Genomic DNA, 14,552 nt, shown 5'->3' on the forward strand with positions numbered 1-14,552 from the left:
AATTAACTACGACATATAAATAAAAAATTCACACCTCTATCCCTAAATATCCTCTCACGACTTCACAGATTATTCATTTTAATTTAGCGCACAGAGAACTGATTAAAATGTGTCCGAATTGTGTCTAAACGTACAGTTTTCCCTAAATGATATGGTGACCCCATACCCATCAAGCTAAGAAAATAGATAACCCCCAAAACGAAAGATTGGTTCATTCTCGATTTAGAAATGTTAATTCTATCGTTTTGGGGTAGTTGCTTTTCTTAAATTGACATTCTCTTCTTTATTCCCTATAAGCTATTCATTTTTTCTATCGAAAATACTATTATAGGTTTTATTCACTAACTCTAAGGTGTTTCTTATAAAACTTTGATAAGGCGTTTGGGGTAGCGAATCTATTTTACTAACTGCTCTCTGCGCATAGGTAAGTGCTTCCTCTATTCTTCCTAGTTGTAAAAGACAATGTGCTCTATATGCATCTGCAGTGTAGAGAATACATAATTCAAGTGGGTAAATAGTCGTATTTGGCATCTTAAATTGTTCAAATGCTTCAAGGGCTTCTTTTACATGTCCTTTTCCTAATAATACTTTACCTTTTTCAAGATAATAATAGTCACTTCCGAGATTCCCCTTTACTAGGGTAGCAAACCTATCTAAGTAATAAAGGGCCTGTTCATAATCCTCTGATGTTTGATTATGATAATGTGCTTGAAGTAACAGTGTAAAAGCTAGAGATTCATCATTTTCACTAAAAACAGCAAACTGTTCTGACTTCTTGATAAAATAAGCATAATCATTTTCATTGTTATGAAGAAGGGCTTGAAACGCTGCAATTCGGAAAATATTATCCATCTTATAAAAGACCCTTTTTCTCTTAGATAGTTCGATTAATTGATTAAGCTTACTCTTTCCTGATTTATAGTCACTTATCCCGAAGAGTAAGACCATTTCAACGTAATTCGCTTCTATTTCAACGACCATATCAATCACTGTTGTTTTTTCATGATACTCTTTTCTGACATTTCGTAACATTATCAGAGCATCATGGTAATCCCCCTCTTTTGCACGGTATTCTACCATATGTACTTTAACAGCCACGCAGTGGCTATAAAGGGATAACCGCTCATAGATTGCTACTGCTCGTTCTATCAACATTTTCCCACGTTTTTGATCGGACTTCATAACTACCCTTCCAGAAATCTCTAATATCCTAGCAGATTCAAATGAAATGGGAAACTGTTGGTCCAAAATGTCTTGTGTCAAATTAATTATCAGTTCATCATTATTTTCTTCAAACGCTTCCTCTACTTTATTAAATAAGTGCTTTAGCTCATCGGATGTAGGGCTCCCTAACAAATATTGAGGATCGCAGCCCAATTGGTGCGCGATAAATTTCAAACTATCCATCGAAGGATTCGAATGCCCATTTTCAATCATGCTTAACATCCCTTTTGACATTTTATTACCAGCTAACTCTACAAGTGTCATACCTTTTTCTACTCTTAATTTATTTATTCGTTTTCCTATTTCATTCATTTTCAACATCCTTTGTAATTCAGTCTATTAGTTCAATTATATTAAACTTTTGATTGAAAAGAAAATTAGTGCATGTTACGATAAGTTCAATTAAATTGAACTCATTTAATTTAATTGGAATTTTCAATGGATAACAATAAAAAGGGAGAATTGAATATGAGTGAATTTATGGGGAATGAAACAGGAAAAAAATTAGATATAGGTGGTATTGAATTATACTATGAATTGTTAGGGGGAAATAATGAAGGTCCAACCCTAGTTTTTGATGCTGGATATGGAGATACTTTAGAAAGCTGGAATCCTATTAAAGATGACATTTTAAAGTTCTCAAAAATGTTTATTTATGATAGAGCTGGTATTGGAAAAAGCGAAATGAATGAAAGGCCTCGTCATAGTCAGCAAAGTGTCGAAAATCTACGTATATTACTTAATAAAGCAGGTATAAAACCTCCATATGTATTAGTCGGACACTCATTTGGAGGATTAAATACAAGATTATTTGCAAGCACATATCCAGAGGAAGTAGTAGGAGTCGTTCTCTTAGACTCAACTCACGAGGATCAAAACAAAATATTGCCCTCTTTATTTACAAAAGAAGTTCAGGAGGCTTATTATAATCAGTTTATTTTGGAAGGTTCTCTTAATGAAGTGGAAGAAAGCTTAGAACAAGTTCGTACTTCTAAATCACTTGGAAACATTCCACTCATTGTTGTAACAGGGGGGCTGCAGCCTTTTCATACAGTGGAGTCTATGGCTACTTGGATGAAATTCCAGGGAGAGCTTGCTAACTTGTCGACTAATAAAAAACATATTATTGTTGAAGATGCTGGACACGCAATACATATTGATCAACCTCAAGTTGTTGTTGATGTAATAAGGGATATATTAGATATGGTAAAAAATAAAAATAAACACTCTACTCTGTAATAATTTGTTATGACTCAAAATTGGGGTATCGCCACATCGCTATCAAGCTAACGAAACTGGTTACCCCCAAAATAAAATTATTGTACAAAAAATTTAGCCCCATGATTATAGAGAGTAATATATTTAAATTGATGATTATAGCATCACATCAATGAAATTAAGGTGAGCGAAACGGTATACATGCATTCAAATCATTATCTAGCTTTACAATTACACCAATATATAATCTTTTTTCTTCTTTGTTGATAACTGAGCGTCTATATTTTAATTAGTACATATCCCAGGTCATCCTCTTTTTCTTTTAATGAAAACGGGCTGATACCATATGAATACTGAAGTACATGCTTGAACAAATGCCGCATGATGACCTAAATGACCCAATTACAATTGCAAAACTACTTCTACGGGCTTCTTGATTTACCAACTACTTGTTCAAAAACACAATAAGCAAAGCCCTAGGATAGATGACTTCACAATTCTACCCTAGGGCCTTTTCTATTACGATGTGTGAAATACTGCTTACAATCGACTTAGTATTTTTATAAAATAAATCCACTTCAGCCATATTTTTTTCCTTGGAAGATTTTATTTTAAAATTATCTACGCAGTTTTTTCAAATATCTTTAGATGAGTGAAAATCCTTGTCTATAAAGAACCCACAATTTTCTCATCATCTACTTCATATTTTACTAAGCAATCATTTTCCATGACTAGTTCTATGTCAAGTAAGTTACCTGTGACACGATCAACTATTTTTTTATAAACTTTATTTTGTCTGTATACTTGCCCATCTATTTTTTTTACAAAACGATGATCTTCTTCAACGATAGAATACGTACATGGAGGATACTGGGATGCCCTAATTTCTCCGTAGATGTATTCGTCGTCAATATGTAGATTGACTTGATAGGAAATATTCGAATTATTTATCAATTTGAGATCAATAATACCATTCATCAAAGTGGCGCCTGTTCCAAATGGAATCACACGTCCATAGTCAGGGAATGGGTCGAAACTATGTCGATATCTTTCCGCTGTTTCCAATTCCGAATGAAGAAACATCCAGTAGAGAAGATTCCCTAACTGGCAGAGACCACCGCCTATTCCCTTTATCGCTTCGCCATTCATTAGAATAATTCCTTCTTTATATCCAGCCTTTTCACTGGAATTACCAACAAGATGCCAAAATGAAAATGTTTCTCCCGGTTTAATTACAACCTGGTTTATTTTGCAGATGGCTAGCTTTAGATTGGTGATTTTGTTATATTGTAGCTGTATATCCGTATCACCTAATTTTCTAATAAGTAAAGATTTATGTTTATAAATCCTGTAAGGTAATGGATTTTGCTCAAATGTTTTTGAAAATTTATAACCTTTAAGACGGTCACTTATTTTTTTAAACAGCCTACGTTGTCCGATTCTAATAGGAATTAAAAAAGGAAATCTTTGTGTTAATAACTTTCTTGCCATTGAGAGTTGAGCTCCTTTATATATTATTCATCATCACTAAGTAAATGATTCTGGTGCAAAAACTTCAGGATAATTGCAATGGATCTGTAAATCTTGAACATACCAATACTATTACTCTAAAAAGAGTATATGAATGGGGTGGAAAAGGAAAATTCATTCGAATAGAAGAGCTATCAAATGATCTTTGCATCGAAACCATAAAAGGTGTTCTAAAGATATAACTCTTCAAAACACCTTTTTATTATTTCAACATGGAAAGCATTATTTTTTCCAGTTCCGCTTTGTTTACATTCCTATCAAGCACTGTTTCCGCTCGATAGTCTAAGCCGCGATTTATAATGACTATCTGATATGCACTATTCTTTCCTTTTGCGGGAACAATCATCTTCATACTTTGTAAGTTTTCATAAGTACCATAGAATACCTGATTTCCTTCTAATTCATAAGTTTCTATATTGTCATTGCCATCCCAATTAAACGGATCTTTTTTCGGTTCTAAAAGTGGTGACTGACAAATTATATAACCATATTTCCCCTTTACATATTCTAATTCAACAAGTATTTCTGGCTTTCTTGTAAGGAATGAGCCAGCTCTTTCTCTCTTTAGTGTGTAGCCCTCAACTGTATAAGTTGGTTTGTTGATTTGAAAATCAACAACCTTTTGTGCCTCTTCTAGGTTGTACCGTAAATGGCTGTCAATTTTGTCGCTTAATGATTGTGATTGATTATAGAGATCATTTAATTTTTTATTATCCGCTTGACTCAACAGTTCTTCCTTAAACCATTTTACATCCCCTTCATAATTCTCGGGTACCTCTTTTGAAACCATCGCCTTTTTCTGAATAGAACGAATCTCCTTATAAAATTGGATATACTGTTCAAATTCCTCTTTTGTCAAATGTTTTTCAGCCAAATACAAATAATCCGTAGCCCTTTTATAGGACTCTTTTGACATTCCCAGATCTTTCTTTGCATTTTCTGGTGTACCTAGTGTTTTTTCTACAGCGTTTTGAAGAGAGTCACCAGATTGTTTCTTTACTTCTTTCATTGTAGCCTTTCCTGTTGTTTTCTCTTTTTGGTGTGCATTTATTCCATCTGCACGTGCATTTAGTAAGGATAGAGATGAAACAGCAATAATAGCAACAACTCCAAATGCAGACCAACGATAAGAGTTCTTTTTGAACTTTTTAATCATAAGAATTCTCCTTTTTAATGTTCTTTTATTTCTACTTAAGTTCGCTAGGCTTGGTACTTGATAATAACTTGAGTAGTGTTCTAAGAGGGTAATAATGGTATGACCATATGCAAGGTTTTCCTCTGAATCTATAAATGTAAGAGCAAACGCATCGCACGCCAGTTCCTGATCTTCCCGCATACATGAGTAGGCATACCAAAGAATCGGGTTAAACCAATTTAGAATCAGTAAGCCATGCATAAGCCAATTCACACCAACATCTCTTCGTTTGATGTGAGCTAATTCATGATGAAAAATGTATCGTAACTGTTGCTCATCTAGTACTTTCATATGTACACTTGACAATAACACCTTTGGTCGAATGAATCCGAACACAGTTGGACTTGAAATCTTTCCCGCTAAAAGTAGTGGGATATCCTGTCGAACAGACATAGATTTCTTACAGTTTTCAAAAATTCGTACAATCCTCTCATCCGTAATAACAGGTTGTTTTTTTATGTAGAGTAATAAACGCCTATTCATAATGATGGTAGTAAAGCTCAGAATGATAACCCCAGCAAGCCAAATATATATGGAGATTGTATAAAATGAAAACGTCTTATCATCTTGCTTTTCATTATTGTACGTTTGTTTTTTACTTTCCTCAGCTGTTTGTGTTGAACTAGATGCATAGGTATCTTCTTTTGTGATTACCTTTGTATCACCTATATCTGTAAATCCTTGTATACGATCTACAGGAGCTTGGTGAAAGATAACTGAAGTTCCATTACTGTACGAAAGAATAGAATAGATACTGTAGGAACTATCTGGTGACCATGGCAATAAAAGCCTTACAATTAATATCATCCATAACATGTACTGCCATCGCGGGGTTAACTTATTTCTAAGCAAGATTTTGACACATAAAATTATGCCAACTAATATACTTGCCATAATGGAGGTTTCTATCACCCAATCAAAAAAGCGAGGTAGATAGACGTTTACAAACATATCTATCATTATGATCTATCCTTCCTCTGATTTTCCTCATTCTTCTTATCTAAAATACGTTTGAGTTCGTTAATATCCTCTGTAGACAGCTTTTCTTCTTTTAAAAAATTCACAAGTAAAGGTTTAAATGCTGCACCATAGAAACGTTTGAGAAGCGATTTTGTTTCTACTTGTAGATAACTATCTTGCGACACTAAAGGATAATAGGCATACATACGCCCTTTATCTTGATGGTAAGAAACAGCTTCTTTTTGGACTAATCGATTAATAAGCGTTCGAATGGTTTTCGGTTTCCAGTCCATCGTTACCTCTAGCGCTTCAATCACTTCATTTGCCGTTTGAGGAGATTTTGACCAAAGAACTTTCATAACTTCTAATTCAGCTTCCGATATTTTAGGTAATTCTTTCATTATTTAAAATTCCCCCCAGTATTACATTTGTAATCTATATTCTATATATTACAAATGTAATCTTGAAATGTCAACCATATTTTGGGTTTATAAATACATTTCTATGAAACTTAAGAAATTAATCCCAAAAACAATGAAAATACGCTATTCTTTTTATAGAAATATAAAGAAAGGATGGCGTTTTTGTATGAACCTTTCGATTCAAGATGAGTTTTATTTGTTTGCCCAAGAACTACAGCGATATCTTTCTCCACATATTCTTCAACAACTCGCACAGGAGACAGGTTTTGTAAAACGTAAAAGTAAGTATGGCGCACGAGATTTGGCTGCCTTATGTATCTGGATTAGTCAACGGATAGCAAGCGATTCTCTCACTCGATTATGTAGTCAGCTTTATGCAAATACAGCTACACTCATGAGTCCAGAAGGACTTAATCAACGTTTTAACCGATGCGCTGTTTTATTTCTACAGCGTATATTCTCTCTTTTAGTCAAAAGCCAACTAAACGATTCGTCTCAAATCCAAAACCAATATACTTCTTATTTTCAACGTATACGTATTTTAGATGCTACTATTTTTCAAGTACCCAATCATTTAGCTCCTATTTATCCTGGTTCAGGAGGATGTGCACAAACAGCCGGTATTAAGATTCAACTAGAGTATGATTTACATAGTGGGAAATTCCTCAATTTTCAAATGGAACCAAGTAAAAATAATGATAAAACCTTTGGTACCGAGTGTTTAGATACCTTATGTCCAGGAGATTTATGTATTCGAGATTTAGGATACTTTTCTCTAAAAGATTTAGACCAGATGGATCAACGAGGGGTATTCTATGTCTCACGGTTGAAATTAAATAATAGAGTATATGTAAAAAATGAATCGCCAGAATTCTTTCGGGATGGGACAGTTAAAAAGCAATCTTTATATGTTTTACTTGACCTTGAAGATATCATGCATCAGATAAAATCAGGAGATACTTATGAGATTCGGAATGCCTATGTTGGACAACAAAAATTACCCTCACGAGTTGTGATATACAGACTTACATCAACTCAAATTCATAAACGTAGGAAACAGCAATCTTATGTTGAAAAGAAAAAAGGAGTCACATACTCTGAAAAAAGTAAACGATTAACAGAAATCAACGTTTATGTTACCAACATACCATGGGAAATTGTTCCGATGGAACAGGTCCATGATATCTACTCACTACGTTGGCAAATAGAAATTGTATTTAAAACATGGAAGTCTCTTTTTGGTATCAATCATTGTCACAATATTAAGCGAGAGCGTCTAGAATGTCATCTTTATGGACAGTTAATCGCTATTTTTCTTTGTTCTTCCACTATGTTCAAAATGCGACAGTTGTTACTACAAAAAAACAAAAAGAATTAAGTGAATATAAAGCAATTTATATGATTCAAGATCATCTTTACTTAGTATATGAAGCTATCCAACAAGACACCCAAGAAGTATCAAAAATATTCCTTCGTTTGCTTGACCTATTACAGAAAAACGGACGGAAATCCCATCGATATGAGAAAAAGACAGTCTTTGATATTTTAGGCATTGTTTATCAGTGCACTGTATCCAATCTAAAGCGGAAAACTGCATAATCTTAAAAAATACACCTAATCAAGGTTTATTTGGAATGCGTATTTTTAAAAACAAATAAACAAAATATCAAGCATGTGGGCATCAAGAACGGAAGTTCATAGAATACCCAAGCTTAGCTTGATAGGCATGTATGGTGACCCCTTATAGTTTTCTATAATCTTAGTATTTTAAACACGAAATTCTTCAAAACACGTGCTCGTTTTCTGTGAACGGTTATCAGTTTCTTTTTAAATCTACTATAGAAATCACACTTAATAGATACTGAATATTCATTTATTTACCAATGGATTAACTTTGAAATTTACTAAGCTTAAATCTTAAATAGCTTGCTATAGTAAGTGTGAAAGGTCAAAAATTTATTCTAATGTTTTTATTTATTTTAATTTCTAAAACAAGATTTATTAAATATAGTATTCTATATTTTTTGTCATTTTTTCAGGAAGCTTAGCATATTTTCAATATACAAAAAGAATCCTGTGAATTTCTAGCATATGAATTTAAACCTAACACTTTATTTATAAAGTGTTTTTGACTTTGGACAGACTTGCTCGACAAAATAAATTGTCTTTTTAATTTAATATAGGTTTATTGACTCTTCATGAGTTGTTTGTTGATTTAAGATGATTTTTGTTATAGTCTCTTCTAATATTAACGCATATCGTATAATACGTAATAGAGATTGCGGCTCTAATAGTAATAGATTCTATTTTTTAAGCTTTATGAAGGGGTGGATAATTTGGGGAAAACAAGAAATTGTTCTATTAAATTAACGATGCAGGTTAGTGAATGAGGAGACAAAGAAGTTACTATGCTACTGTTCAAATAGTAGTGTTCTTGTAAATTGAGAGTTAAAGGGGAAAACAGAATGCAAGAAAATCGTATCAGGTTGAATGGAGGATTTAATAACGACGTTTTTTATATCAAAGAGAAAGAAAGGGTAGTTAGAATTTCTGAAAAGAGTAAAACAAAAGAGATGGTTTTACAAGAAATAGAGTGGATGAATTTTTTATATGAAAAAGGTGTACTTGTACCTAAGCCAGTAATTCCTTTAGAGTGTGAGGAAGAACGTGTTAAAACATATTTTGAATTTATTAAGGGCAATCAAATTGATGTTACAAATAAATCCCACTGGAATAAAACAACTTTTAAAAAACTTGGTAAAAATTTGGGGAGAATGCATGCACTATCCAAAGATTTTAAATTACAAGCAATACAACGTCCTGAATGGAAAATTAAAAATCCTGATGTCTTTGATATTAGAAGAGATTTAGATCCATGGATTAGGGAGAAATATGAAAAGTTGGTATGCAGTCTAACTTCATATATTATTAGCCCTGATACTTTCGGACTTATTCATAATGACTATCATCTAGGAAACTTCATTATTAATGAGGAAGGATGTATAACTACAATTGACTTTGATGAATGCGCATTTAATTGGTATGCTCAAGATATTGCAGTAGCTTTCTATCATGCTTATTGGCAGCATAGCTCCTTCAACGGCAATACACATTCTTTTTGTGATATATTTATGAGTAATTTTTTTGCAGGATATAAAACAGAAAATCTGCTTCATAAGGATATAATTATACAAATTCCTACTTTCTTAAAAATTAGAGAGATTTATTTGTATCAATTATTCATAAAAAAATGGGATATGAATAATTTAGAAGAATGGCAAAAATACACCTTACATAGTTTAGAAGACAAGATCAAGAATCAAGTACCATATGCAGGTATTAATGATTTTTCTATTTTTTTGTAGGATATTCCCGTCAAGTAACTCCAAAATATACGACAAAAGTTAAATTTGGAGTTATTTGATGCTTACTTCACTTTTCCCCCTTCTCTTTGTCCGGTTTTTAGGGATTACTTTAAATAAATAAGACTCTAAGCAGAAATACCTAGAGTCTTTAAAATCTTTGCCATATACATAATAGCTTCATTTGATGGTTTATTGATTACTGTTACGTTTATTGTAATTGATTTCTTTTCCTCATTGCTGGCAGTACCCTTCTGAATTTGTCTTGTCAGTTAGGTACTTGCAATTACGCACCGTTTTAGGACATAAAACAAGACACCTTATTTAGCGTCCAGTTCTTCTACTCTATTCTCACCCATGATACCAAAAATATAAGACTTTGCTACAGCTTTCCAATTGTCTCTACATTCGGAGATAGTTCTTATTTCACTTGGGAAACGTACTCCATATTGCATGCACATTATTGTTATAAATCCAGCACATTTTATACCGTTACCAACTTCCACAGCGTCCAGCATTTTAGTAAATGTTGTTTTTTCTTCAAAAACAGAACCCCTACTTGCTGTTATTGCTTTTTGTAAATCATATCCCTCATTCCATGCTTTCTGAAGCTGTTCTTTCATGGAAATCCCCCCCAATCTTAATATATTACATTATATAGCATTAGATATAATATAAAAAGAACGCTATTTCTATCGTCCCACTTTATACCGAATTGAGCCTTAGTCATTATTTTACCATTTTTGAATGTTACTTTAGCGTTAGAACCATTCCAACGTTGACCTTCCCACGTATAAAGACTTGTCTTATATCCTCCAGCAGTGGCTTCAGAACAAAGTTCACCGTCGCCACCGATAATTGTAACTATATCATCATAAGACATGCCGTTCTGAATTTGTTCTAGCTTAGCTTTGATAATTCTTCTATTTGAATTAATCATCCTTTTCATACTGAGTACACACCTTCTTTTAAATCATACCATTAGTATTTCCAAGTATTTAAATTTATTTTTTATTTAGTGAAAGACTATTACCTTTTAAATAATTAAGAGATGCGTATTTTTCGGATAGTACGTTAAAACCTAATATAATATATATCTTTTATATAAAAAGAATATAAAGATAAAACTATTATACTTATGAAAAATGGCTTACAAATCCAGCAATAACAGTGTTTTTCAAGTTATAGAACCATAAAAAATCGAAAAAAACATTTATTGGAAGTGAATTTATTGCGTTTTACGTCACTCTAAAAATACAAAATATCATAAAGTTGAATCACTTAACCTACATATAATCGACATCATTTTGATGCATAAAAGTGTATTTAAGATCAATGCTAGTCTAGCTTAAATTAATAACATGATCTCCACATATGCTATAAAATAATCCACATTTTATTAACATTTTGAAGTAATTTATAGACATAATTCAGTAAATTAACATAATTAACAAAAAACATTCTGATTTTAAGTAGATTTATATATAAAACGCTTATAAATGGAGTTTTAAGCTATAATATTGTACACATTTATACAATATTATTAAGATATCCACTGAATTTATATATATATTTACGATTTTTAGTAGATTAAACCCCAACAAAAGAACGAATATTCAGAAAAAGTAAAATGAAATTGTGAATTACTGATTATATTTTAGGAATTTTGTATGGAAGTGTATAAAAAAAGAGAGGTATTCTAACTCAAATTTAAGAATCTCTCTCTTTCTTGTATAGATAGTACGAATATAATTTTTAATTTCAGCACGAATAGCCCTCCGTCTTTGATTTTTCAAAAAAGGAGAGCATGTAATTTTACATTGCAGGAAGCAGCTGATCTACCGTGTGTGGTGTTTCACTAGTTTTACGGTAAAAAGCTTCTAAGGATTGAAGAAAATCGATTAAATTAAAGTCTTTTGGAACTTCAATTACGCGGATTTTTTCCTTAGGCAATCTATCTATTTTTTCAATGAACAGTTCGCGAATATCACTTGGAATATGACGTTCTTTATGGCCATGAGATTTTAATAATTCACGAATTTTAATTTCTAATGCAATATATGCGTTTACATTTACTCCTTGCTCAAAAGCATACTTCCTAAATAGAGTTTCTTCTTGATACTGCATATAATTACGATGGTATGCTTCTTCAGTTACAGGAACCGCATATGTAGCATGAAGGAGATCATGCGCTTTACAGAATAACTTCTTAACATTTTGCAATGAATAAATAGCAAAGTGAGTACCAAATTTAAATAACGCATCTTCTTGTTTTTCTTTCGGTACATTATGTGTAATCAGAGAATAAATACCTGTTTTAGCAGCCGTATCTAATACGCGATATTGAGAAGACTGCTTTAATAATTTGCTAAGTGTATAAACAAGATTTTTAGGGAAACCCTCTTGTCTATCAATCATTTCGCGTAATCCACGAATTACTTGGCGGATTTGACGATGACAGGAATGTTTTAAGACATTTACAAATTGGTTTATATCTTTTGTAAATTCTGCAATATTCATTTCAACTAAAGATTCTTCAATGAACTTAGCTTTACGTTTATATGTAAGTCTTGGTGTAAATGGATCGCGATACGCTTCCCCTACTTCCTTATTACACAAGAAATCAGGGTGTACAGATAAATACAGTGTCGTATACTGCTTTTTATTCTTTTTCCCTTTTTCTAATTTGCAAATTTTAAACAAAGAAGATCCAGTAGCAGTTGATTTAGTTGTTAATTCAGCCATTACAGAACGTATCTGATGTGGGTATTTCTTATGTAGGAAGCTATACATACCGCCAAAATGAGTCTGTTGTCCTTGTTCATCCAACTTATAAAGTGAACGTTTCAAAGTAGTTTCTCGTTTTTGCTGCATTGCGATATCAATGAATAGCTTTTTAGCAGCAATGGATAAATCGAAGAACTCTTTTGTAAATACAATTGGACTGATAAACGTGTAAGGATTCGCTTTATTCGTTTCCTTGTTCATAAAATCAGTTAATGTAATTTTATATTTACCACTGTATTCATTTTCAATTTTAATGATGTTGTGTAAGCTAAGCTTTTTCAACGCAACATAGAATTGTGAATGATGAATATGTGCAAATGCTTCTTTATAATTTTTGTAGTCCTCCCAAAGCATGTGAATGGAAACATGAGAAAGTTCACCATAGGTATTACATTTTTTATGTAGAAATAGAAATACTTCTAGATCTGCGTTAGTAATGCCATATAGTTTATGTTTTCTACCATTTGCTTTAGTGAAGAGATTTTTCATTTGAAGTGAAAAAGATGGTTTGGCTTTTTCAACAAACCCTTCTTCGTCTGCGATTCGTTCCTCGTAAGACATTGAATTTACGATATCTTCGAGATATGTATCTTTAAAGCTATAGTATTTGCCTTCTAAAGCTGCCACTAATTTTTGCCACGCTTTAATTGTTACTAATACTGGAGTTGTTGTTTCACCATTTAAACTACGTTTGTTCTTTATAACGAAAGGTTTAGCCATCTTTTTCACCTCCTCTTATTATGAGTTTCAGTTTTTACCTAAATAGGATACAAAAATTCAATTTTGATTATATCAAATCGAATGTTGGTGAAATGTCTCCCTTTAAGAGGAAAATCTAAAATGTGAAACGTCGCTTGAGCCTTAGGCGCACAAGGGATTCAACGTTTCACAAAAAAAAACTTTTGGCCACCATAAAGCTATAAGAGATTTTGAATATGAAACGCGTCTGAAATTAATGAAACAGCCTGTAAACCTTGATATGATAGGTTTTTTAGTACTTTCGGCTAAGAGTTGTTGCCACCATATAGCTATAACGTTTCATGTTTTGAAATGACTAAATAATATGTAGGATTTATTCATAAATGTTATTATATTGCGTTTTCTTGTCACTTTACGTCAAGAAAGTATTGCCATCATATAGCTATATACGTTTCATGTTTTTTAAAAAATGTTGCCATCATATAGCTATGGCGTTTCATGTTTTAAATCAATGTTTCATTGTGCTTGAAATGCACCTAATCCCTTGTTACATATGGATTCATAGGGATTTATTCAAAAAACTTATTGCCATCATATAGCTATAGCATTTCATTGGGATATTGTTATTTTTCTTAAAAGATGGCTTTATATCAATCTTTATCACTAATTTAAATAAAAAAAATTTTTTTATATGAAAAGATCTTAATGTGTTTATGTTTCAAATTTAAAGAGTTGTTGCCACCATAAAGCTATAACGTTTCATGTTTTCAAGAGTTACTGCCACAATGTAGCTATGAAGTTTCATAAAAGTAGAGGTATTCGTACTGATGTATGGAATATCGTTAATTGTTGTTAAAGGAAACCCGGAAATCCATGGGCATTTCTTGTTTAGAACATACTTGCCACCATAAAGCTAAACCGTTTCAAGTTTTTAATAGAAGTTGCCACAATGTGGCTATGGGATTTCAAAAAAGTAAAGGTATTCGTATCGAAGTGTATGAAATATCGTTAATTGTTGTTAAAGGAAACCCGGAAATCCATGGGCATTTCTTGTTCAGAACATACTTGTCACCATAAAGCTAAACCGTTTCAAGTTTTTAATAGAAGTTGCCACAATGTAGCTATGGGATTTCAAAAAAGTAGAGGTATTCGTAT

General features: G+C 32.3%; 9 protein-coding genes and 1 pseudogene. 3 read left to right on the forward strand and 7 right to left on the reverse strand.

Annotated features, from left to right (window positions below):
- Positions 1-297 precede the first annotated feature (297 nt).
- Complete coding sequence (locus ACYVEC_RS28545; RefSeq protein WP_460509402.1) at positions 298-1,536, reverse strand: helix-turn-helix domain-containing protein; 1,239 nt, start codon at positions 1,534-1,536, stop codon at positions 298-300.
- Positions 1,537-1,692: 156 nt separating this feature from the next.
- Between ACYVEC_RS28545 and ACYVEC_RS28550 the strand changes: the two genes are divergently transcribed.
- On the forward strand, positions 1,693-2,463 hold the full coding sequence (locus tag ACYVEC_RS28550) for an alpha/beta fold hydrolase (RefSeq protein WP_098555764.1): 771 nt from the start codon (positions 1,693-1,695) through the stop codon (positions 2,461-2,463).
- 645 nt (positions 2,464-3,108) lie between these two features.
- Here ACYVEC_RS28550 and ACYVEC_RS28555 read toward each other — a convergent pair.
- The 3 genes from ACYVEC_RS28555 to ACYVEC_RS28565 form a co-directional block, all read right to left on the reverse strand.
- Positions 3,109-3,933 carry a VanW family protein gene (locus tag ACYVEC_RS28555; protein ID WP_098555765.1) on the reverse strand — a complete coding sequence of 275 codons (825 nt, stop codon included), beginning with the start codon at positions 3,931-3,933 and terminating at the stop codon, positions 3,109-3,111.
- A 241-nt stretch (positions 3,934-4,174) separates the two neighbouring features.
- Positions 4,175-6,127, reverse strand: coding sequence for a M56 family metallopeptidase (locus tag ACYVEC_RS28560; protein ID WP_098555767.1), 1,953 nt, complete (start codon positions 6,125-6,127; stop codon positions 4,175-4,177).
- Positions 6,127-6,531: a BlaI/MecI/CopY family transcriptional regulator gene (locus tag ACYVEC_RS28565; protein WP_098555768.1), complete on the reverse strand. Its 405-nt coding sequence runs from the start codon at positions 6,529-6,531 to the stop codon at positions 6,127-6,129. The genes ACYVEC_RS28560 and ACYVEC_RS28565 overlap by 1 nt, the downstream gene beginning before the upstream one ends.
- 184 nt (positions 6,532-6,715) lie before the next feature.
- Here ACYVEC_RS28565 and ACYVEC_RS28570 point away from each other — a divergent pair.
- Positions 6,716-8,148, forward strand: a pseudogene (locus tag ACYVEC_RS28570) (IS4 family transposase).
- Positions 8,149-9,014: 866 nt separating this feature from the next.
- Positions 9,015-9,914: a phosphotransferase enzyme family protein gene (locus ACYVEC_RS28575; protein WP_275718733.1), complete on the forward strand. Its 900-nt coding sequence runs from the start codon at positions 9,015-9,017 to the stop codon at positions 9,912-9,914.
- Between the two features lie 317 nt (positions 9,915-10,231).
- Here the strand turns inward: ACYVEC_RS28575 and ACYVEC_RS28580 are convergent, their stop codons facing one another.
- The 3 genes from ACYVEC_RS28580 to ACYVEC_RS28590 form a co-directional block, all read right to left on the reverse strand.
- Positions 10,232-10,534, reverse strand: coding sequence for a hypothetical protein (locus tag ACYVEC_RS28580; RefSeq protein WP_063223206.1), 303 nt, complete (start codon positions 10,532-10,534; stop codon positions 10,232-10,234).
- Between the two features lie 17 nt (positions 10,535-10,551).
- Complete coding sequence (locus ACYVEC_RS28585; RefSeq protein ID WP_064774807.1) at positions 10,552-10,860, reverse strand: DUF3862 domain-containing protein; 309 nt, start codon at positions 10,858-10,860, stop codon at positions 10,552-10,554.
- 866 nt (positions 10,861-11,726) lie between these two features.
- Positions 11,727-13,418: a hypothetical protein gene (locus ACYVEC_RS28590; RefSeq protein WP_063223205.1), complete on the reverse strand. Its 1,692-nt coding sequence runs from the start codon at positions 13,416-13,418 to the stop codon at positions 11,727-11,729.
- Between the last annotated feature and the right edge of the window lie 1,134 nt (positions 13,419-14,552).

The organism is Bacillus sp. MN7755 (assembly GCF_054771475.1).